Source organism: Micrococcus sp. LASM2_SD2 (assembly GCF_057364565.1).
In genome coordinates this window covers 1-20,556 of the sequence record NZ_JBNFOB010000012.1, presented here as the reverse complement: position 1 = coordinate 20,556, position 20,556 = coordinate 1, and the positions used below count along the sequence as shown (strand labels likewise).

Sequence of the window (20,556 nt, the reverse complement as noted above, 5' to 3'; positions counted from 1 at the left end):
GGTCGGCCGGGGAGCGCCCGGCAGGAGGACGCCGGAGCCGCCCTGGGCCTGCAGCAGGTGGTGGGCGCCCTCGATGGGGGCGAGACGGCCGGCCACCTGGGACATCGGGGCCAGCAGCGGCAGGGAGGTGCCGGTGGGGCCGCGGCGGGTCACCATCTCGTAGGCGATCGACGTGGTGCCCGCGTCCAGCAGGGCCTTCGCGGTGTCCGGGCAGGCGGCCAGGTGCAGATAGGTGAACACCACCTGGCCCCGGCGCATGCGGGACAGCTCCGGTCCCACAGGCTCCTTCACCTTGAGCAGCAGGTCCGCGCGATCCCACACCTCGTCCGCGGTCTCCACGAGCTCCGCGCCGGCGGCCGCGTAGGCCTCGTCGGTGACGGACGAGCCGACGCCCGCTCCGGCCTCGACCACCACGGTGTGGCCGTCCCGGACCAGCTCGGTCACTCCGGCGGCGGTGAGCGCCACACGGCGCTCGTTGTCCTTGATCTCTGCAGGCACTCCGATCAGCATGCGGCTAGGGTAGGACGGGCGGGCCAGGAAAGACAGTCGCCGTGCCCGTCGGCCCCTCCGGCGGTCTCGGCGTGACGCCGGGACACGCCGTTGGCCCGGCACGGACGCCACGGAGAGGCGCAGGGGGCCTCTCCGGTGGCACGATGGCCTGCGGAGCGGGCCGCAGACGGTCCGCAGGCAAACACGCGGAAGCAGGGCGACGAGGCCCTCACCCGCCCGAGCAGATCGGAGTGCACTCCGCATGAGCGAGAACACGACCACCTCCTTCTCCGCCTCCACCGCCGGATCGGCAGACGACGGCGCCCGCGGCACCGGCACCACCCGCGTGAAGCGCGGGCTGGCGGACATGCTCAAGGGCGGCGTGATCATGGACGTGGTCACCCCCGAGCAGGCCCGCATCGCGGAGGACGCCGGCGCGGTGGCCGTGATGGCGCTGGAGCGCGTCCCGGCGGACATCCGCGCCCAGGGCGGGGTGGCCCGCATGTCCGACCCGGACCTGATCGACGGCATCGTGGACGCCGTGTCCATCCCGGTGATGGCGAAGGCCCGCATCGGCCACTTCGTGGAGGCCCAGGTGCTGCAGGCGCTGAAGGTGGACTTCATCGACGAGTCCGAGGTGCTCTCGCCGGCGGACTACGTGAACCACATCGACAAGTGGGACTTCGAGGTGCCGTTCGTCTGCGGCGCCACCAACCTGGGCGAGGCGCTGCGCCGCATCACCGAGGGCGCCGCGATGATCCGTTCCAAGGGCGAGGCCGGCACCGGCGACGTCTCCGAGGCCGTGAAGCACATCCGCACCATCCGCAAGGAGATCGCGCAGCTCAAGGGCCTGTCCACGGACGAGCTGTACGTGGCGGCGAAGGAGCTGCAGGCCCCGTTCGAGCTGGTCCGCGAGGTCGCCCAGACCGGCACCCTGCCGGTGGTCATGTTCACCGCCGGCGGCGTGGCCACCCCGGCGGACGCGGCGATGATGATGCAGATGGGCGCGGACGGCGTGTTCGTGGGCTCGGGCATCTTCAAGTCCGGCAACCCGGCCGAGCGCGCCGCGGCGATCGTGAAGGCCACGGCCCAGTTCGACGACCCGCACGCGATGCCGAGGCCTCCCGCGGCCTGGGCGAGGCCATGGTGGGCATCAATGTGGGCGACCTGCCGGCCCCGCACCGCCTGGCCGAGCGCGGCTGGTGAGCTGAGGCCTCCTCGCTCCTTTCGACGAGGGTGCACTTGTTGTCGCCTCAGCGCCCCTGAGGCGACAACAAGTGCACCCTCGTCGCATGGCGGGGTGGAGTCCTGTCCTGCACAGGGAACTCCGCTCGGCGTGTCGTCCACAGAACGACGACGGCCCTCACGTGAGGGGTTCGGGCGCGGCAACGCTGGGGGCATGCCTGTTCCACCACGACCGCTGCCCCGGTTCTTCACCGAGCCCCGAGACCCCCGGGCCGATCCCGAGGTGCCTGGGCGTCTGCACCCCCGGGCATCGGAGGGGAGGGTCGTCACCACCGGCTCGTTGCTCGCCGCGGGGGTGAGCCCCTTCCGGCTGCGGGGCACGGACATGTCCTCCCCCGGGCGCGGCCTGCGCGCGCTCGCGGGGGCAGAACCCGGGCGCATCGACATGACCCGTGCCCTGGTCGAGGCCACCCCGGGTGAGCCGGTGCTCAGCCACTCCACCGCGGCGTGGCTCTGGGGCATGTGGCTGCCGCGGCGATGGGAGGACGAACGTTCCGTCCACCTGTCCATGCCGCGGGGTGCGCCATCGAGACCGCGGCGGCGCGGCGTCGTCGGGCACCGGCTGCCGAAGGACGCCGACGTGGTCCGGTGCGCCGGGTTCACCGTCACCTCTCCGGCCTGGACCTGGACCGACCTGGCGACGCAGCTGGTGCCGTGGGGTCGGCCGGAGCGGGTGCCACCGGCGGTGGAGGAACGGGCTCTGGAGGACCTGGTCATCGCGGGGGAGTCCCTGGTGCAGACGCCCCTCGGCGCGGCGGCACGGCGGGAGCTGGGAGAGCATCCACGGTGTCGGCTGAAGGATCTCGTCGAGGTGGTCGACCGTCGTCCGAACGTCCGCGGGGTGCGTCTGCTGCGTGCGGCGTTGCCGCTGCTGAGGGCCGGGAGCGGATCTCCGGCCGAGTCGCGGCTGCGTCTTCGACTGACGGCGGCCGGATTCCCGGAGCCGGAGATGAACCGTCCGCTGACGTTGCCGGACGGTTCCCGGATCATGCCGGACCTGGCGTGGCCGGCCCTGAAGATCTGTCTGGAGTACGAGGGTGACCATCACCGGGTGGAGGCAGAACAGTTCCGTGCGGACATCCGAAGGGTCCGCCGGCTGGAGGCCGCGGGCTGGATCTGCCTGCGCACGGCCGGAGACGTGTGGACCGAGGCCGGCATGAGGGCGTTGTCCCAGGACCTGGTCCGGGCCTTCGCTCGCCGCGGGGTGCAGCTGTGACGCGACGAGGGTGCACTTGTTGTGGCTTCAGTGCCACCGAAACAACATCGAGTGCACCCTCGTCGCTAGGCTCGACCCCATGACCTCCGCCCGAAGCGACGGCGCCTCCTCTGCCGCACCCGCCCCGTCTGCCGCACCGGCCGTCGGTGTCTTCGCGCTGCAGGGCGACGTCCGCGAGCACGTGCACGTGCTCGAGTCCCTCGGCGCACGCACCCGGCCGGTGCGGCGGCCGGCGGACCTGGAGGGGCTGGACGGGATCGTGCTGCCCGGCGGGGAGTCCTCGGTGATGGACCGGCTGGCCCGGATCACGGGACTCAAGGACCCGCTGGCGGAGGCGATCTGGGGCGGCCTGCCGGCCTACGGCACCTGCGCGGGGATGATCCTGCTGGCCGAGAGGATCGAGAACCCGGCGCCGGGCAGGGGAGCCTGGGCGTGCTGGACGTGGCGGTGCGCCGCAACGCGTTCGGGGCGCAGGTGGACTCCTTCGAAGAGGACCTGTCCGTGCCTGTCGTCTCCGCGGACCCGGTGCAGGCGGTGTTCATCCGGGCCCCGGCCGTGGTCCGGACGGGCGAGGGCGTGGAGGTGCTCGCCTCGGTGCCCGCGGAGCGCCTGGACCCGCAGTCGCGTCCCGACGACGGCCCGCCCGCCTCGGTGCTGCCCGTCGCCGTGCGTGCCGGGCACGTGATGGCCACGAGCTTCCACCCGGAGGTCACCGGGGACTGGTCCTTCCATCGGGAGTTCCTGCGTCGGCTGTGACCGGCGGGTCGCCGCCGCACCGGCACGGGATGCGGCCGGCGGCGGAGGACGACGGCGGGGGCCGTCGTACCCGGAGTCCCGGGACGACGACCCCCGCTGTGCGGTCGGAGCGCCGGAGTCAGGCGGCCTGCGCGAGGGATCCCGCGCGCCGGCGGGCCTCCGCCGAGAGGAACCGCTCGTAGGCCGGGAGGGTGAGGAAGTCCGGGAAGTCCTCGGCCAGCGCCACGGACGTGAAGACCTCGCGGGCGTCGTCGAACCGGTCTCCCTCGGTGCGCTCGATCCGGGCGAACTCCTCGTCGGTCAGCTCCTGCACCCACTCCCGGGTCACGGTGCGCTCGCCGCCGTCGGCCAGCCGGGCGCTGGAGCCTGCGTGGATCCACTGCCAGATCTGGGAGCGGGAGATCTCCGCGGTCGCGGCGTCCTCCATCAGGTTGTGGATGGCGGCGGCGCCGTTGCCCCGCAGCCAGGACTCCACGTAGCGGATGCCGACCTCGATGTTCATGCGCAGCCCCTGCTCCGTGATGGAACCGGTGGTGGACCGCACGTCCACGAGGGCCGCGGCGTCCGGCACCACGTCCTCACGCCTGCGGGTGCGGATCTGGTTCTGCGCGTCCTTCATGACGGCGTCGAACACCTCCATGGCCACGGGCACGAGGTCCGGGTGGGCCACCCACGAGCCGTCGAAGCCGTCCTCGGCCTCCCGGGTCTTGTCCGCGCGCACCTTCTCCAGGGCGGCGGCATTGGCCTCCGGGTCCCTGCGGCTGGGGATCTGCGCGGCCATGCCGCCGATGGCGGAGGCGCCGCGTCGGTGGCAGGTGCGCACGAGCAGCTCGGTGTAGGCGCGCATCATCGGCTGGGTCATGGTGACCTCGGACCGGTCGGGGAGAACGAAGTCCTCGCCGCGCTCACGGAAGGTCTTGATGATGCTGAAGATGTAGTCCCAGCGCCCGGCGTTGAGCCCGGCGGCGTGGTTGCGCAGCTGGTAGAGGATCTCGTCCATCTCGAACGCCGCGGTGATCGTCTCGATCAGCACCGTGGCACGAATGGTGCCCTGCGGGATCTCCAGGAGGTCCTGGGCCCGGACGAACACGCAGTTCCACCACCGCGCCTCCAGGTGGGACTCCGTCTTCGGCAGGTAGAAGTACGGTCCGCGGCCGCGGCGCAGCAGCTCCCGTGCGTTGTGGAAGAAGTACAGCGCGAAGTCCGTCAGGGCGCCGGAGACGGGCTCGCCGTCCACCAGGATGCGGTCCTCCATCAGGTGCAGGCCGCGGGGCCGGACGATGATGGTGGGTCGGTCCACGAGCTGGACCCCGCCCAGCCGGTACTCCTTGCCCTCGGCGGTGGTCAGGGAGATGGTCCGGCGGATGGCGTCGTGCAGGTTGACCTGTCCGGCGATCACGTTCTCCCAGGACGGGGTGGAGGAGTCCTCGAAGTCGGCGAGCCAGCACTTCGCCCCGGAGTTCATGGCGTTGATGGTCATCTTGCGGTCCACCGGGCCGGTGATCTCCACGCGGCGGTCCCGCAGGCCTGGCGCCAGGGGTGCGACCCGCCAGGAGGCGTCCTCACGCACGGTCCGGGTGGCGGGGCGGAAGTCGAGGGGCTCGCCGTCGGCGATCCGGCGACGGCGCTCCGTCCGCAGCTCCATGAGCTCCCGGCGCCGCGGCTCCATGGCGCGGTGCAGGGCGGCGAGGAACTCCAGGGCATCTCGGGTCAGGACGTGGTCCTGGCCGGCGACGGGGGAGCCGAGCACGCGCACGCCGTTGACGGTGGTGTCGGAATGGGTGGTCTGCATGGTCATCATGAGGGGATCCCTTTCGGTCTCTGCTGGTCCGGTGGGCGTGCGGCTCAGTGGAACTGGCCGGCCTCGGTGGACTCCTTGAGGGCCACGGTGGAGGACTCGGGGTTGATGGCGGTGGACACGGCGTCGAAGTAGCCGGTGCCGACCTCGCGCTGGTGCTTCGTGGCGGTGTAGCCGCGTGCCTCGTCGGCGAACTCGCGCTCCTGCAGCTCCACGTAGGCGGACATCTGGCGCTCGTGGTAGCCCTTGGCCAGGTCGAACATGGAGTGGTTGAGGGCGTGGAAGCCGGCCAGCGTGATGAACTGGAAGGTGTAGCCCATGGCGCCCAGCTCGCGCTGGAACTTGGCGATGGTGTCGTCGTCGAGGTTCTTCTTCCAGTTGAACGACGGAGAGCAGTTGTAGGCCAGCATCTGGTCCGGGAACTCGGCCTTGACGGCCTCGGCGAACGTCCGGGCCAGCTCGAGGTCCGGGGTGCCGGTCTCCATCCAGATCAGGTCGGAGTACGGGGCGTAGGCCTTGGCGCGGGCAATGCAGGGCTCGACCCCGTTGCGGACCTTGTAGAAGCCCTCGGCGGTGCGCTCGCCGGTGATGAACTCCGCGTCCCGCTCGTCCACGTCGGAGGTGATCAGGGTGGCCGCCTCCGCGTCGGTGCGGGCCACGATCACGGACGGGACGTCGGCGACGTCGGCGGCCAGGCGGGCGGCGTTGAGCGTGCGGATGTGCTGGCCGGTGGGGATCAGCACCTTGCCGCCGAGGTGGCCGCACTTCTTCTCGGAGGCGAGCTGGTCCTCCCAGTGCACGCCGGAGGCGCCGGCCACGATCATGGACTTCATGAGCTCGTAGGCGTTGAGCGGGCCGCCGAAGCCGGCCTCGGCGTCGGCAACGATCGGCACCAGCCAGTCCTCGACGGACTGGACGCCCTCCGAGTGCTCGATCTGGTCTGCGCGCAGCAGGGCGTTGTTGATGCGGCGCACCACCTGCGGCACGGAGTTGGCCGGGTACAGGGACTGGTCCGGGTAGGTGTGGCCGGAGAGGTTGGCGTCCGCGGCCACCTGCCAGCCGGAGAGGTAGACGGCGCGCAGCCCGGCCTTGACCTGCTGCACGGCCTGGTTGCCGGTGAGAGCGCCGAGGGCGTTGGTGAAATCACCGCGGGCGTTCTCGTCCTTCAGCTGGGTCCACAGCTTCTCGGCGCCGCGGCGGGCGAGGGTGTGCTCCTCCTGGACGCGGCCGCGGAGCCTGACGACCTCCTCGGCGGAGAAGGTGCGCTCGGTGGTGGCCCAGCGGGGGTCCTCCTCCCAGCTCTTGCGGATCTGCTCGGCGGTGCGGGCGGTGGTGTTCGTCTCGGTCATGGTCCTGGTCCTCTCTGGGGGAGTGGCGGGGTGCTTCGCTGCGGTGGTGCGGCGTCGCCTCCCGGGGTGTGGACACCACCCTGGACCGCGTCCGCAGTGCCCGGTATCGGTTTTCGCGGGAAAGTTCCGACCGGATTCCCGATCTGTCAAAAAACGCAGAAGTTCGCCACGGGGATCTCCATAGGGCTGAATTGCGCGCCATCCTGACGAAAGCCGCGTGAAATGTGACAGCCCTGCCTCCCGCGGGGGTGTGACCGCCGCTACTCTCGTCGCCATGACTCCCGCCCCGGATCCCATGGACGCCGCCCCGCGCGTCGACCCGCTCGTGCTCGGTCGCCGACTGCGCCATCTGCGTCGCGGCGCCGGCAGGACGCTGTCCGACGTCTCCGGGCGGGTCGGGGTGACGGCCTCGCACCTGTCCCTTGTGGAGAACGGGCATCGCGAGCCGCGGCTGAACCTGCTGTCCGCGCTCGCCGAGGTGTACGGCGTCGCCGTGGAGGACCTGCTGAGGCCGGAGGCGCCGAGCCGGCGTGCCGCCCTGGAGGTGGCGGTCGAGCGGGCGCAGCGCGGGCCGCTGTTCCAGCGGCTGGGCCTGCCGGCGCTGAAGATCGGCCCGCGCACGCCGGACGAGGTCCTCGAGGTGATCGCCGGGCTCCAGGCGGAGCTCGACCGGCAGATGGCGGAGCGGGTCTCCACGCCGGAGGAGGCTCGCCGTGCGAACAGCGCCCTGCGTGAGGAGATGCGGGCCTGCGGGAACCACTATGCGGAGCTGGAGCGCACGGCGCAGGAGCTGCGTGAGGTGGTGGATGCGGTGGACGGTCCGCTGACCCATCACCAGGTCTCGGCCCTGGCCTCACACCTGGGCTTCGCCGTGCGCTTCGTGCCGGACCTGCCGCATTCCACGCGTTCGGTCACGGACCTGAAGAACCACAGGATCTACCTGGCCCGGTCGCGGCGCCCTGACCATGACCCGCGCGCCGTCCTGCTGCAGGCCGTGTGCTCCTCGGTCCTCGGCCTGGGCGAGCCGGAGGACTATGCGGACTTCCTGCGCCAGCGCGTCTACACGAACTACCTGGCGGCGGCGATGATGATGCCCGAGCGGGCCACGGTGCGCCTGCTGCTGGAGGCGAAGGAGCGGCGGGACGTGTCCGTGGACGACCTCCGGGACCGCTTCGGCGTCTCCTGGGAGTCCGCCGCGCACCGGTTCACGAACCTGGCCACCGAGCACCTGGGGCTGACCTGCCACTTCGCGAAGGTCCACGAGTCCGGGGTGTTCCACAAGGCGTACGAGAACGACGGCATCCCGTTCCCCACCGACCACATCGGGGCGATCGAGGGGCAGACGGCGTGCCGCCACTGGGTCAGCCGGCAGGTGTTCGACGTGGCGGACCACATCGGCGCGTTCCCCCAGTACACGGACACGCCCGCGGGGACGTTCTGGAGTGCGGCGGTGGTGGAGCCGACGTCCACGGGCTTCTACTCGTTGGCGGTCGGCGTCCCCTTCGACGGAGCCAAGTGGATGCGCGGACATGACACCAGCGCGCGGACCACCAGCCGGTGCCCGGACCCCGAGTGCTGCCGGATGCCCTCACCGGAGCTGGAGGCGGCGTGGGGCGGGCAGGCCTGGCCGGCGGCCCGCGCCAACGCACACCTGCTCGCCGCCATGCCCAGCGGTGCGTTCCCGGGGGTGGAGGAGGTCCAGGTGTTCGAGTTCCTCCAGACGCAGGAGGGGCGCTGGCCGCCGGAGTGACGCCCCTTCGCCCGGCCGCGGTCACCGGCATCGCCGCCGCTCCCGCATACTGATCTCCATGGAGCTCGCCGTCCTCGTCACCGTCATCGCCCTCGTGCTGCTCGCCGTGGGCGCCCTCGGCACCGTCTACCCGATCCTGCCCGGCTCGGTGCTCACCGCCGTCACCGCTGTGGCCTGGGCCTGGATCCTCGGCTCCGCCGCCTCGTGGACGTTCGGGCTGGTCGCGGCGGTCCTGGCTCTGGCCGGCATGTCCGCCTCGGCCGTCCTGACCGGCCGCCGCCTCTACCGTGAGCAGGTCCCGCGCGGCCCGATCCTCGTGGGCATCGTCGCCGGCGTGGTGGGCATGGTCGTCATCCCGATCGTCGGCCTGTTCGTCGGGTTCGCCGCCGGACTCTTCGGTGCCGAGTGGGCCCGCCGCAAGGACGTCCGGGCGGCGGCGTCCTCCTCGATCGGCGCACTCAAGGCGATGGGGATCGGCATGCTCGTGGAGTTCGTCTGCGCCTGCCTGGCGGCCTCGCTGGTCACCATCGGCGCGCTGGTCCACTTCTTCGCCTGAGCGGGGCGGTCCAGTCCGTTGTCCCCTCGCCTGAGCGGGGCGTCCGCGCCCCGCTTCCCGACGGCGGTCCCGCACCTCCGCTTCGGATCCGCCGTCACGGGGCCTCGCCGTCGCCTGATCCGGCAGGTGCGCAGGCCAGATGCGCACGAAGGCACAGCGCGCAGGCGGCACGGGCCGTCCGCCAGCCGGGGATCAGCCCTCGATCGCCTCGCGTTCTTCGTCTTCCAGGGCCAGGGCGGAGAACCAGAGGATGTGGGTGCGCAGGGCGGCCACGGTGGCCTCCAGGTCCGCAGCCCGGTAGGCGGCCAGGACGGCGCGGTGCTGCTCCTGCAGGGTGTCCCTCACGGAGGCCCAGTCGCCGCGTCCGGCCACGGTCTCCTGCACGTAGCCGACGGTGGCCTCGCGCAGGGAGCTCATCATGGTCTCCACCACCACGTTGCCGCCCAGGGTGGACAGCAGCACGTGGAACTCCGCGTCCAGGCGGTGGAAGTCCGGGGCCGGCATCCGCGGGTCGTCCATGCGGTCCAGCAGCTCGCCGGCACGGTCCAGGACCTCGTCCCGCTCCGCACCGGTCTTCCCTTGCGGGCTGTGGGCGCGGTGGGCTGCCCCGGTCTCCAGCATCAGGCGGGTGGAGACGATGTCCGCCACTGGCAGGGCCTTGGTGGTCACGTGCATGCGCAGCGCCCAGGTCAGCGCGGCGGAGGGCTCGGAGATCACGGTCGCTCCGGCCTTCGGTCCGGAGCCGGTGGCTGTGCGGACCAGGCCCATCGCGTCCAGGACGCGGAGCGCCTCCCGGACGGAGGGCCGGGAGATGCCGAACTTCTCGGCCAGCGCGCGTTCGCCGGGGAGCTTGTCGCCCACCCGGATCGATCCCGTGCGCAGCTGCTCCTCCAGCCAGTCCAGGACGACGGCGGAGGTGCGGGCGGCGGGGGAGGTGGTCACGGGGTGGCTCCTGACGGTCTGCTGTTATCGGCGCCGGCCCGTCCAGGCAGGACAGTGGAATCGCTACGTGGACGGGCCGATGGGAGCTCATCCGGTCACGGGGACGGGACGAGCCAGTGCAGGACGTTCGACTGCAGGAACACGAGGGTACAGACGGCCAGCAGGGCCAGCAGGGACCAGCCCACCACCTTGCGGAACACGGCGGACTCCTGGCCCTCCATGCCCACGGCCGTGGCGGCGATGGCCAGGGACTGCGGGGAGATCATCTTGCCGACCACGCCGCCGGAGGTGTTGGCGGCGACCATGAGCGCCGGGTCCAGGCCCGCGTTGTGGGCGGCGGTCTGCTGCAGCGTGGAGAACAGGGCGTTGGCCGAGGTGTCCGAGCCGGTCACGGCGGTGCCGAGCCAGCCGAGCACGGGGGAGAGGAACGCGAAGGCGGCGCCCACGCCGGCGATCGCCGTGCCCATGGCCAGGGTCTGGCCGGAGAAGTTCATGACGTAGGCCAGGGACAGCACGAGCAAGATCGTCAGCGCGGAGAAGCGCATCCGCCAGAAGCAGCGGCCGATCTCCGCCAGGGCGTCGGTGAAGGACAGGGGCGGCGCGCGCGCCGTCGTTCCACACGGTGTACACCACGGCCACGATCAGGCCGGTGATCAGCAGCAGGGTCCCCGGGGAGGACAGCCACGGCAGGGCGTACACGGTGCCGGAGATCGGCTCCCCGGCGGAGTCGAGCAGGTGACCGTCCAGGCCGGGCCACGGGATCTTCGCGTCGGTGGACTTCAGGAAGGCGGGCACGTCCACGCCGAGGGTCCACAGCTTGGCGATGCCGAACACGGTCACCACGGCCAGGTAGGGGAAGACGGCCATCCAGATGCGGCGGCCGGTCAGCGCCCCGGCCGAGCCGGTCACCGGCTCCACGCCCAGGCGGGCCGCCGCCTCGGCGCACCCTGCGGGCGCCAGAAGCGGAGCATGGCCACGGCGGCGCCCATGGCGGCCAGGGATGCGACCACGTCGGTGAGCTCGTAGGAGAAGTGGGTGGAGGACCACCAGATGCCCGCGGCGAAGACGCCGCCGATCACCAGCAGCACCGGCCAGGTGTCCTTCACGCCGCGGACGCCGTCGATCAGGGCGACCAGCAGGAACGGGACGAGGATCGCCACGAACGGCGCCTGGTGGCCGACGATCGCGCCGATGTGCGCGGCGTCGATGCCGGTCAGCTGGCCGGCCGTGGTGATGGGGGTGCCGACGGCGCCGAACGCCACGGGCGCGGTGTTGGCGATCAGCACCACGGTGGCGGCCTTCAGCGGCGGCAGGCCGAGGGCCAGCACCATGGTGGCGGTGATGGCCACGGGGGCGCCGAATCCGGCGAGGGCCTCGAGCATGCCGCCGAAGCAGAACGCGATCAGCACGGCCTGGACGCGGATGTCCCCGCCGCCGATCGAGTCGAAGATCGCGCGCATGTCCTCGAAGCGGCCGGAGAGCACCGTGACCTGGTAGAACCACAGCGCCATGACCACGATCCACACGATGGGGAACAGTCCGAACACGGCGCCCTGGCTCGCCGAGAGCAGGGCCAGGGGAGCGGGCATGCCGAAGCCGAGGACCGCCACGGCCAGGGCGGCCACGAGCGCGGCGATGCCGGCCTGCCAGGCCTTGGCCTTCACGATGATCAGCAGCAGGAAGAACGTCAGCAGCGGGACGGCGCCGAGCAGCGCTGAGAGTGCGAGGCTCCCGCCGACGGCGTCGGTGGTGGCGGTGAACGTGGACACGGTGACTCCTGAGGGTGCCGGTGGTCTGTGGTGGCGCAGGGCCCGGCCGGTGTGGCCTGACCACTGTGGTCTGACCGCAGAATGTATATGGCCCGGGTCACACTTGGCAAGCATGCGCTCCATGTGGCCTGACCACGCTCTCCATGTGGCCTGACATCGGATCGCAGTCATGGGCCCCGGTGGCGGCCCCCGGGGACTTGTGCCGCAGGTCACCGTGCATTATGGTCTGACCACACCGGGGCGGACCGTCGGTCCACGGCCCGCCCCCGGGACGCCACTCACCGGACCGACGAGGAACGCCATGAAGATCGCCCTGTTCGCCACGTGCATCGTGGACGCGATGTACCCGCGGGTCGCGCACGCCACCGTGCGGATCCTGGAGCGCCTCGGCCACGAGGTCGTCTTCCCTCCCGGCCAGGGCTGCTGCGCCCAGATGCACGTGAACTCCGGCTACCTGGACGACGCCCTGCCCGTGGTCCGCAACCACGTGAAGACCTTCACCGAGGCGGACTACGACGTCGCCGTGGCCCCCTCCGCCTCCTGCGTCGCCTCGCTCGGCCACCAGCAGCCGATGGTTGCCCGCCGCGCCGGGGACGAGCCGCTCGCGAAGGACGCTGAGGCCGTCGCCTCCCGCACCTACGAGCTCGCCCAGCTGCTCACGGACGTGCTCGGCGTGACCGACTCCGCAGCCCAGCTCGGCTCCTGGTTCCCGCACGCGGTGACCTACCACCCCTCCTGCCACGGCATGCGCCTGCTCCGCCTCGGCGACCGTCAGAAGGACCTGCTCCGCACGGTCGGCGGCATCGACTTCCACGAGCTGCCGGACGCGGACGAGTGCTGCGGCTTCGGCGGCACCTTCTCCCTGAAGAACGCGGACGTCTCCGGCGCCATGGCCGAGGAGAAGATCGCCAATGTCACCGCCTCCGGCGCCTCCCTCTGCTCCGGGGGAGACGCCTCCTGCCTCATGCACCTCAGCGGCGCCATGTCCCGCCGTGGCTCCACCGGTGCAGACGGCGCCCCGCTGCGCACCGTCCACCTCGCCGAGATCCTCGCCGCCACCCGGGACGAGCCCCTGGACGTCTCGGGCCCGCTGGAACTGTCCCTCCCGGGCGGGAAGGCGACCGTCCGTCGTCGGGAACCCTCCGGCACCACGACGACGGCACCCGCCTCCGCCGCCCGGCCCACCCCCCAGACCCTCACCGAGGAGGCCTCCCGATGAGCCGCACCGACCTGGGCATGCCGACCGTCCGCCCCGCGCACGGGGGCGGCAACATCCGCCTGGACACCCCGTTCCCCGCCTCGGCGCGAGAGCAGCTGGGCAACGCCCAGATGCGCCGGAACATCCGCCACGCCACCCACACGATCCGCGGCAAGCGCGGCCGCGTGGTGGAGGAGCTGCCGGACTGGCTGCAGCTGCGCGCCGCCGGCTCGGCGCTGAAGCAGCAGGTGATGGCGGACCTTCCGGCGCTGCTCGAGCAGCTCGAGGCCAACGTCACCGCCCGCGGCGGCGTGGTCCACTGGGCTCGGGACGCCGAGGAGGCCAACCAGATCGTCACGGAGCTGGTGAAGGCCAAGGGCGTGGACGAGGTCATCAAGGTCAAGTCCATGGCCACCCAGGAGATCGGGCTCGAGGAGGCCCTGAACGCCGAGGGCATCGCGGCCACGGAGACGGACCTGGCGGAGCTGATCGTGCAGCTGGCGCATGACCGGCCCTCGCACATCCTGGTCCCGGCGATCCACAGGAACCGGGACGAGATCCGGGAGATCTTCGTGCGGGAGATGGAGGAGACGGACGAGTCGCTGACCTCCGAGCCGAGGGACCTCGCCGAGGCCGCGCGCCGGCACCTGCGGGAGCGGTTCCTGCGCTCGTCCGTGGCGATCTCCGGGGCGAACTTCGGCGTGGCCGAGACGGGCACGCTGTCCGTGGTGGAGTCCGAGGGCAACGGCCGCATGTGCCTGACCCTGCCTGAGACGCTGATCACCGTGATGGGCATCGAGAAGCTGGTGCCCACGTTCCAGGACCTCGAGGTCTTCCTGCAGCTGCTGCCGCGCTCCTCCACGGGCGAGCGCATGAACCCGTACACCTCCATGTGGACCGGCGTCACCGCCGGCGACGGCCCGCAGGAGTTCCACCTGGTGCTGCTGGACAACGGGCGCTCCGCCGTCCTCTCCGACCCCGCCGGCCGCTCGGCGCTGCACTGCATCCGCTGCTCGGCCTGCATGAACGTCTGCCCGGTCTACGAGCAGACCGGCGGCCACGCCTACGGGTCCGTCTACCCGGGCCCGATCGGCGCGATCCTCTCCCCGCAGCTCACCGGCGTGGAGGAGGGGGCCAACGGCACCCTGCCGTACGCGTCCAGCCTCTGCGGCGCCTGCTACGACGTCTGCCCCGTGGCCATCGACATCCCGAGCATCCTGGTGCACCTGCGGGACCAGGACGTGCAGGCCACCCACGCGAAGCGGCGCGAGGAGAAGAAGGTCCCGCTGCCGTCCCAGATGGACCTGATGATGAAGGGCGCCTCCACCGTCATGTCCTCCGGGCGCTGATGGGCCTGGCCGAGCGCGGCCTGCCCGCCGGCCGTCTGGCCGCCGGCAGGGACGCCAAGCTCGGGTGGCTTCCGGGCATCGCCGGTGGCTGGACCGACCAGCGCGACGTGCCCGCCCCGCCCAAGGAGTCCTTCCGGAACTGGTGGCGGAGGAACCGCCCGGGCCAGGACGGGAGCACGCAGGACGGGAGCACACAGGACGGCGGACCGGAGAGCAGCGCACCGACGACTCCTGAGGAGGACCAGGCATGAGCACCGCGAAGGACGAGATCCTCGGCCGCATCCGCACCGCGCTCGCCGACCGGCCGCAGCCGGCGCCGGTGGAGCGCACCTACCGCCGCGCCTCCGAGGTGTCCCGTGAGCAGGTGGTGGAGCAGCTGGTGGACCGCCTCGAGGACTACAGGGCCACCGTCCACCGGGAGACCGCGCAGACCGTGGCCGCCCGCGTGGGGGAGCTGCTGTCCGGCGCCTCCTCCTATGTGGTCCCGGCCGGACTGGACCCGGCCTGGCTTCCCGACGACGGCCGCGCGCCTCAGGCGCGTCGGCTCACCGAGCCTCCGGCCGGGTCCGCCAACGCGGGGGAGGGCGCGGTGCTGACCACGCGCGAGCTCAACGAGGTGTCCGCCGTGGTGACCGGCTCGACCGTGTCCTGTTCGGAGACCGGCACGATCTTCCTGTCCGGCCGCCCGGACGAGGGGCGCCGGGCGATCTCCCTGGTGCCGGACCACCACGTGTGCATCGTCCCGCTGGACTCCGTGGTGGAGCTGATCCCGGAGGCGCTGGCACGGCTGGAGCCGACCGCGCCGATCACCATGATCTCCGGGCCGTCCGCGACCAGCGACATCGAGCTCGAGCGCGTCGAGGGCGTCCACGGGCCGCGCCGGCTGAACGTGATCCTGCTCGGCTGAGCGTCGGCGCCCGGAAGGTGCCCCACATGACGACGAGGGTGCGGACCCGTCTGTGGGGCGAGGACCCGGTCAGATCATCGGGCGGCCCTCGCGGTGGGCCTGGCGCATCTCCTTGATGAAGTTGCCGGCGATCACGGCGAGCACGCCGAACACGATCACGGGCCACATCAGGACGTACAGGGTGAGTGCGACGGTCATGTCAGTTGCCTCTCTTCGGTTCTCGGGGCGCTCAGCGGGTCGGGGCGGCGGTCTGGGCCTGCGGGGTGTCCGCGTCGGCCGGGTCCTGCAGGTCGCGGTCGTCGAAGTCGCCGGTGATGTGCTGGATCCGGTCGAAGTCGAAGTCCTGCGTGGAGCGGAAGGACATCAGGTAGCAGACCAGGAAGGACACGGCGTACGCCACGAGGGCGCCGGAGAGCTCCAGGTAGTCCCGCAGGAAGCCGAAGGACACGAAGCACATGGCCACGGCGCCGAGGACGCCGGCGATCTTCGCGGCGGTCAGGCCGAAGAAGCCGAACGCCATGATGCCCAGGACCACGCCCACGCCGATCACGCAGAGGGCCTCCACGACGATGCCCCAGAGGCCGTCCACCGGGATCCAGCCGAAGCGGACCGGCAGGAACACCGCGAGGGCGGCGAGCACGGACACAGTGAACGCGGCGTTGGTGACCTTCCTCCAGTAGAAGGAGGCGATCACCGGGAACACCAGGCAGCCCCACAGGGCGCCCACGAAGACCAGCAGGTCCAGGATGTTGAACTTCGCGGTGGCGAAGTACAGCGCCGCGGCGGTGGCCACGATCATGGTGACGCGGCCGATGAGCAGCATGGTCTTCGGGTCCGCCTTGCCGCGCCCCTTGGACTGTCCGTAGATGTCCGCCATGACGATGGAGGACAGGGCGGACAGGTCCGAGTCCGCGGTGGAGGACAGCGAGCCGATGATCATCAAAAACGCCAGGGCCACGACGGCCAGCGGCATGTACTCGGCGACGACCTGCGGGATCAGGTTGTTCACGTCCCCGTCCATGGGGGTGACGCCGAGGTAGAGGGCCATGACGCCCAGCATGCCGATGCCGATCACGGAGCCGCCGTAGCCGATGGTGGCGGTGATGAAGGTCGGCTTGATCAGGTCCTCACGGACGGCGAAGAGGCGCTGCGCGATGGTCTGGTTGCCGATCGCGTACGCGAGCACGGCCGCGATGTACGGCGCGCCCTGCTTCATGAACGCCTCGGAGGAGAAGAAGTCCTGCTGCGCGGCGGTCACGTTGCCGGCGGCCACGCCGGCCTCGAACATGGACGGGCCGCCCGCGGCGAAGAACACGGCCGGGATGATGATGACGCAGGCGCCGAGCATCGCCATGACCTGGGCGAAGTCCGTCAGCACGGAGGCGCGGAAGCCGGACCACAGGGTGTAGAGCAGGACGCCGGCCGCCACGATCAGGATGCCCGCGCCGAACGGCAGCGGGGACAGGATGGCGATCAGCGCACCGCCGGCGATGAAGTTCGAGGTCAGCGAGATGACCGAGCCGAGCACGTTGGAGCCGGCGAGCATCAGCTGCGAGGAGCGTCCGTGGCGGGCGTACATGACCTCGGCCAGGGTGTGGGCCCGCGGGGCGACGGCGCGGATGCGCTTGCCGAACGGGTAGATGAACAGGATCATCAGCGCGCCCCAGAGTCCGTAGTGGATGGGGCCGGAGATGCCGTAGGTGTAGCCGGCGGTGGCGGAGGCGTACATGGAGGACGCCCAGATCCAGGTGGCCGTCATGGAGGCGGCGGAGATGCCGAAGCCGATCTTGTTGCCGGCGGTCATGTAGGAGTCGGCGTTCTCCTTGCGGCGCGAGATGGCGACGGACATCCACATGGTGCCTCCGTAGAAGACGACCAGCAGGACGACGACGCCGACGACGCCGAGTGTGGTGAGGGAGGTCCCGTCTGCAGCGGGCGGCATGCGGTTTCCTTTCAACGATGCGTTCAGGTGATGAGTCGGGCCCGGGGCGCCGGGAGCGGTGGGCTCGACCGGGACCGGGGCCGCCGATGACCATGTCATGTTTTGCCTGAGTTTTTCCACAAAGGCGGTTGACAGGAGGTTGTATAATGCGGCCGCCACTGTTCACGTGGTGTTCGTCGCGGGCGGGTGGCGACGGCCGTCTCGGCAGTCCACCCTGGTGGACAGGAGGTGTGATGGGACAGATGACGCAGGAGGCCGCGGCGCGGCCCGAGGAGCGCAGAGCGGACGTCGTGGGGCCGGACTGGCCGCCGCCGCGCCCGTGGTCGGGGCTGGACATGCTCATGGTCCGCATCGGTGCGGTGCTGCTGCTGGTCGCGGGCGTGCTGCAGACCATGGGCGGCGCCGTCCGCTGGCAGGGCTGCCTGGAGCCCTCGCGGTGGGCCGCCGCCTGCCCCATGCACGACGACGCCTGGGCGCTGCTGCCGGGCATCGACCTCACCACCGGCCTCGGGTACCTCGTCCTCGGCGCGGCGACCCTCCCGCTGGCGATCGGCCTGTCCTCCGGCATGCGTCCGGTCTTCCGGCAGGTCACCGCCGCGGGCGGGGTGCTGGGGCTGCTCGGCTTCGCCTGGTTCGGCCTGGACACCCTCCTTCCCCTGGACGCGGAGGCGCGCTCCGCGGCCCGGATCGGCTACGCCGACGGCGGCCTCTCCGCCCTTGCGGCGCTCCGGCACGGGGCGTCGACCCTCCCGGACTCGGCCCTGCCGCACATGCTGGCCACCTTCCCCACGTTCCTGCTCCCCGTCCTGGCGTTCGCCGGATCCGCGGCCGTGCTGCTCGCGGCGAACGCCCCGGACCGTCGCCCCCGCATGGCGGTCGGCGTCGCCGTGGCGGCCGTGGGTGCGGCGAACTCCCTGCTGACCGCGATGGTCCTCGTCGCCCTGAGCGGCTCCCATGACGAGGGCCCCGGATGGGGGCTCGTCCAGGGCATCGTGGCGATGTTCGCCGGCGTCGTGGTGCTGCTGGCGCTCGCCCGGCGGACCCGCGGTGAGGCCGGTGCGGCGTCGGCTCCGGACGGCACGGCCCGGGGCATCGGCGTCCTGCTGCTGACCGGGGCCGCGGTCGTCGGTGTGATGGGGCTGGCGCTGCAGTGGCAGCACTGCCTCGAGCCCGGTGCCACGGGGTGCACGGCGGACGGCGCCGCCGGCGGTGCGGGGCGTGGACGCGCTCTTGTCCTCCCTGCGGGTCGGGGCGGCGGAGCTGCTGGCCACCTCGCCGGCGGACCTCTACCTGCTCGCCGGGGTCCTGGCGGCCCTCGGCGCGGTCGCGTTCGTCTCCGCGGCGCTGCTCGCCCGCACCGGGAGGAGCCGGACCGCTTCGTAGAGTGGTCCCCATGGACGGACCGCAGGCAGAGGACCCGGGAGGCGGCCGTCGTCGTGCCCTCGAAGCGCGGACGTCCGGGGCGCGGGCCGGCGGAGACGGGCCGCGCGGGCGGCGCCCCCTGGCCCCGGCCTGGACGTGGGCGATGCTCCTGCTGCTCGCTGTGGCCGTCCATCTGGCGGTCCTCTACCTGCCGGGGGAGCAGGTGCCCGAGGCGGGGTTCCAGGTGCCGGGGCTGGACAAGATCGTCCACGTCCTGGCGTTCGGGGTCCCCACGTTCGCGGCGGTCGTCCTCGGGCGTTCGGCCCGGTGGTCCCTGCCGTTCCTCCTGCATGCGCCGGTGAGCGAGTGGGCGCAGGCGAGCCTGGCCGCGCAGCGCTCCGGTGACCCCTGGGACGCGGTGGCGGACGTCGTGGGGGTGCTGCTGGGCGTGCTGGCCGGCCGGCGGCTGCTGCTCCGCGGATTGGCGGCCGGACGCCCTGCGGAGTATGCTTCTCGGGTGCCTCCCGCACGGGAGTGAGCACGGGGCTATAGCTCAGTTGGTAGAGCGCGTCGTTCGCAATGACGAGGTCAGGGGTTCAATTCCCCTTAGCTCCACAGTCTGACGAGGGCCGGGATCGCCGTGATCCCGGCCCTCGTCGCATCCCGCGGGCCCCTCCCGACGACGGTCGCCACCTCCGCCTGTCGGCTCGCCACCGGTGGTTATCACATGTTGAGGTGCCGCATCCCACACTGCGGACAGCCCCCGGGGTATGGACCGGGGGCGGGTGGGGGCCTACAGTCGACTCGTCCGCGCTACGCCGGTACTCTCGGGACGGTCCAGGAGCGCCCCCGGACCCGCCGCGTCCCGCCCCACATGGGACCTGGTGAGTCACCCAGTCTGAGGAGGCCCCTGTGCGTCTTGCACTGCTCGCGCATCCCCGCCACCCGCTGCGTCCGCCGTTCGACGGCGGCCTGGAGGCGCACACCGCCCTCACGGTGCGGCACCTCGCCCTGCTCGGCCACCACGTGACCGTGTTCGCCCGGGAGGGCAGCCTGTCGGAGACCCAGGGCCTCGGCCCCCGTGGCGGGTCTGTGACGCTGCGGCCGATCCTGCCGGCCCTGCCGTCCCCGCCGCCGTCCCTGGGCAAGGACGGCCAGGGGGCCGAGGACTCCTGGTGGTCGGCCTCGCCGTGGGCGCCGCCGTCGGACGACACGATGGACGCCGCGCTCTCCACCGCCTGCGATCAGGTCCTCGCCGGCGGCTTCGACGCGGTCCTGAACAACTCCCTGTCCCCGGTGCCGCTGCTGCGCCTGGAGCAGGTGCCGATGCTCACCGTGCTGCACACCCCGGCCACCCTGCCGCGGGTGCTGAAGGTGCTGGACCGTCCCGGGTGGCAGCCTTCGCCGCTGCACCGCTGGGCCTCGGTCTCCGCGGCGAACGCCGCGACGTGGGCGCACCGTATCCCGCAGATCGACGTGGTGCACAACGGCATCGAGACCCGGCTCTGGCACTCCGCGTCCAGGCCTGTGCCCGGCCGTGCCGTGTGGGTCGGGAGGATCACGGAGGAGAAGGGCCTGCACATGGCCATCGAGGCCAGCCGCCGGGCCGGCATGGAGCTGCACTTCGCCGGGCCGATCGCGGACCATGACTACGTGGAGCGCATGGTGGTGCCCCTGATCGGCCGGGACACCGTCCATCGCGGCCATCTGGAGCACGAGGAGCTGGCCGCCCTGCTCGGGGAGGGCGAGGTCTGCCTCGTCACCCCGCTGTGGGCCGAGCCGTTCGGGCTCACGGCGGTGGAGGCGATGGCCGTCGGCACGCCGGTGGCCGCCCTACTGACCGGCGCCATGGCCGAGGTGGTGGCCCCGCAGGCAGGTGCCCTGGCCGAGCACCACACCGCGGCCGCGCTCGCGGACGCGGTCCGCAC

General features: G+C 71.9%; 13 protein-coding genes, 1 tRNA gene and 5 pseudogenes. 12 read left to right on the top strand and 7 right to left on the bottom strand.

Going from position 1 to position 20,556, the window contains the following annotated elements; all coding sequences use genetic code 11:
• Positions 1–510, bottom strand: a pseudogene (locus AC2W7A_RS01730) (alanine dehydrogenase); the annotation flags it as partial.
• A gap of 346 nt (positions 511–856) precedes the next feature.
• Between AC2W7A_RS01730 and pdxS the strand changes: the two are divergent.
• The 3 genes and pseudogenes from pdxS (at position 857) to pdxT (ending at position 3,706) form a co-directional block, all read left to right on the top strand.
• A pseudogene (gene pdxS / locus AC2W7A_RS01725) lies at positions 857–1,695 on the top strand (pyridoxal 5'-phosphate synthase lyase subunit PdxS).
• A 364-nt stretch (positions 1,696–2,059) separates the two neighbouring features.
• On the top strand, positions 2,060–2,950 hold the full coding sequence (locus AC2W7A_RS01720; protein WP_485989826.1) for an endonuclease domain-containing protein: 891 nt from the start codon (positions 2,060–2,062) through the stop codon (positions 2,948–2,950).
• A 79-nt stretch (positions 2,951–3,029) separates the two neighbouring features.
• A pseudogene (gene pdxT, locus AC2W7A_RS01715) lies at positions 3,030–3,706 on the top strand (pyridoxal 5'-phosphate synthase glutaminase subunit PdxT).
• A gap of 118 nt (positions 3,707–3,824) precedes the next feature.
• On the opposite strand, the gene aceB reads toward pdxT, so the two are convergent.
• Together aceB and aceA are read right to left on the bottom strand one after the other, a co-directional pair.
• Complete coding sequence (aceB, locus tag AC2W7A_RS01710; protein ID WP_485989825.1) at positions 3,825–5,498, bottom strand: malate synthase A; 1,674 nt, start codon at positions 5,496–5,498, stop codon at positions 3,825–3,827.
• A 53-nt stretch (positions 5,499–5,551) separates the two neighbouring features.
• Positions 5,552–6,853 carry an isocitrate lyase gene (aceA, locus tag AC2W7A_RS01705; protein WP_485989824.1) on the bottom strand — a complete coding sequence of 434 codons (1,302 nt, stop codon included), beginning with the start codon at positions 6,851–6,853 and terminating at the stop codon, positions 5,552–5,554.
• Between the two features lie 274 nt (positions 6,854–7,127).
• Here aceA and AC2W7A_RS01700 point away from each other — a divergent pair, with 274 nt between their 5' ends.
• Positions 7,128–8,603, top strand: a complete 1,476-nt coding sequence (locus AC2W7A_RS01700) for a helix-turn-helix domain-containing protein (RefSeq protein WP_485989823.1) — start codon at positions 7,128–7,130, stop codon at positions 8,601–8,603.
• Between the two features lie 58 nt (positions 8,604–8,661).
• Entirely contained in the window at positions 8,662–9,159 is a 498-nt protein-coding gene (locus AC2W7A_RS01695) for a DUF456 domain-containing protein (protein ID WP_485989822.1), read from the top strand.
• A 192-nt stretch (positions 9,160–9,351) separates the two neighbouring features.
• Here AC2W7A_RS01695 and AC2W7A_RS01690 read toward each other — a convergent pair whose 3' ends face one another.
• Both AC2W7A_RS01690 and AC2W7A_RS01685 read right to left on the bottom strand, forming a co-directional pair.
• Complete coding sequence (locus AC2W7A_RS01690; RefSeq protein WP_485989821.1) at positions 9,352–10,101, bottom strand: FadR/GntR family transcriptional regulator; 750 nt, start codon at positions 10,099–10,101, stop codon at positions 9,352–9,354.
• Positions 10,102–10,196: 95 nt separating this feature from the next.
• Positions 10,197–11,870 (bottom strand): annotated as a pseudogene (locus tag AC2W7A_RS01685) (L-lactate permease).
• 301 nt (positions 11,871–12,171) lie between these two features.
• Here AC2W7A_RS01685 and AC2W7A_RS01680 point away from each other — a divergent pair.
• The 3 genes and pseudogenes from AC2W7A_RS01680 (at position 12,172) to AC2W7A_RS01670 (ending at position 15,324) form a co-directional block, all read left to right on the top strand.
• Entirely contained in the window at positions 12,172–13,089 is a 918-nt protein-coding gene (locus AC2W7A_RS01680; RefSeq protein ID WP_485989820.1) for a (Fe-S)-binding protein, read from the top strand.
• Positions 13,086–14,668 (top strand): annotated as a pseudogene (locus AC2W7A_RS01675) (LutB/LldF family L-lactate oxidation iron-sulfur protein). Before AC2W7A_RS01680 ends, AC2W7A_RS01675 begins: the two are co-directional and overlap by 4 nt.
• Positions 14,665–15,324, top strand: coding sequence for a LutC/YkgG family protein (locus AC2W7A_RS01670; RefSeq protein WP_485989819.1), 660 nt, complete (start codon positions 14,665–14,667; stop codon positions 15,322–15,324). Before AC2W7A_RS01675 ends, AC2W7A_RS01670 begins: the two are co-directional and overlap by 4 nt.
• A 69-nt stretch (positions 15,325–15,393) precedes the next feature.
• On the opposite strand, the gene AC2W7A_RS01665 is transcribed toward AC2W7A_RS01670, so the two are convergent.
• Positions 15,394–15,522, bottom strand: a complete 129-nt coding sequence (locus AC2W7A_RS01665; RefSeq protein WP_485989818.1) for a putative transporter small subunit — start codon at positions 15,520–15,522, stop codon at positions 15,394–15,396.
• A gap of 31 nt (positions 15,523–15,553) precedes the next feature.
• Complete coding sequence (locus tag AC2W7A_RS01660; RefSeq protein ID WP_485989817.1) at positions 15,554–17,266, bottom strand: sodium:solute symporter family protein; 1,713 nt, start codon at positions 17,264–17,266, stop codon at positions 15,554–15,556.
• Between the two features lie 233 nt (positions 17,267–17,499).
• Between AC2W7A_RS01660 and AC2W7A_RS01655 the strand changes: the two genes are divergently transcribed.
• The 4 genes from AC2W7A_RS01655 to AC2W7A_RS01640 all read left to right on the top strand — a co-directional run.
• On the top strand, positions 17,500–18,990 hold the full coding sequence (locus tag AC2W7A_RS01655) for a hypothetical protein (protein ID WP_485989816.1): 1,491 nt from the start codon (positions 17,500–17,502) through the stop codon (positions 18,988–18,990).
• A complete protein-coding gene (locus tag AC2W7A_RS01650) occupies positions 18,987–19,166 on the top strand; it encodes a hypothetical protein (protein WP_485989815.1) in 180 nt (59 codons plus the stop codon). Before AC2W7A_RS01655 ends, AC2W7A_RS01650 begins: the two co-directional genes overlap by 4 nt.
• Before the next feature lie 4 nt (positions 19,167–19,170).
• Positions 19,171–19,243, top strand: a tRNA-Ala gene (locus AC2W7A_RS01645).
• A 297-nt stretch (positions 19,244–19,540) separates the two neighbouring features.
• Positions 19,541–20,556: glycosyltransferase (locus tag AC2W7A_RS01640; protein WP_485989814.1), on the top strand; the 1,016-nt coding region annotated here is incomplete at its 3' end.

Bases quoted from the DNA above. Each gene is read 5' to 3' on its own strand.
- AC2W7A_RS01720 (WP_485989826.1), top strand. From the start codon at position 2,060: ATGTCCTCCCCCGGGCGCGGCCTGCGCGCGCTCGCGGGGGCAGAACCC.
- aceB (WP_485989825.1), bottom strand. From the start codon at position 5,498: ATGCAGACCACCCATTCCGACACCACCGTCAACGGCGTGCGCGTGCTC.
- aceA (WP_485989824.1), bottom strand. From the start codon at position 6,853: ATGACCGAGACGAACACCACCGCCCGCACCGCCGAGCAGATCCGCAAG.
- AC2W7A_RS01700 (WP_485989823.1), top strand. From the start codon at position 7,128: ATGACTCCCGCCCCGGATCCCATGGACGCCGCCCCGCGCGTCGACCCG.
- AC2W7A_RS01695 (WP_485989822.1), top strand. From the start codon at position 8,662: ATGGAGCTCGCCGTCCTCGTCACCGTCATCGCCCTCGTGCTGCTCGCC.
- AC2W7A_RS01680 (WP_485989820.1), top strand. From the start codon at position 12,172: ATGAAGATCGCCCTGTTCGCCACGTGCATCGTGGACGCGATGTACCCG.
- AC2W7A_RS01670 (WP_485989819.1), top strand. From the start codon at position 14,665: ATGAGCACCGCGAAGGACGAGATCCTCGGCCGCATCCGCACCGCGCTC.
- AC2W7A_RS01665 (WP_485989818.1), bottom strand. From the start codon at position 15,522: ATGACCGTCGCACTCACCCTGTACGTCCTGATGTGGCCCGTGATCGTG.
- AC2W7A_RS01660 (WP_485989817.1), bottom strand. From the start codon at position 17,266: ATGCCGCCCGCTGCAGACGGGACCTCCCTCACCACACTCGGCGTCGTC.
- AC2W7A_RS01655 (WP_485989816.1), top strand. From the start codon at position 17,500: ATGGGACAGATGACGCAGGAGGCCGCGGCGCGGCCCGAGGAGCGCAGA.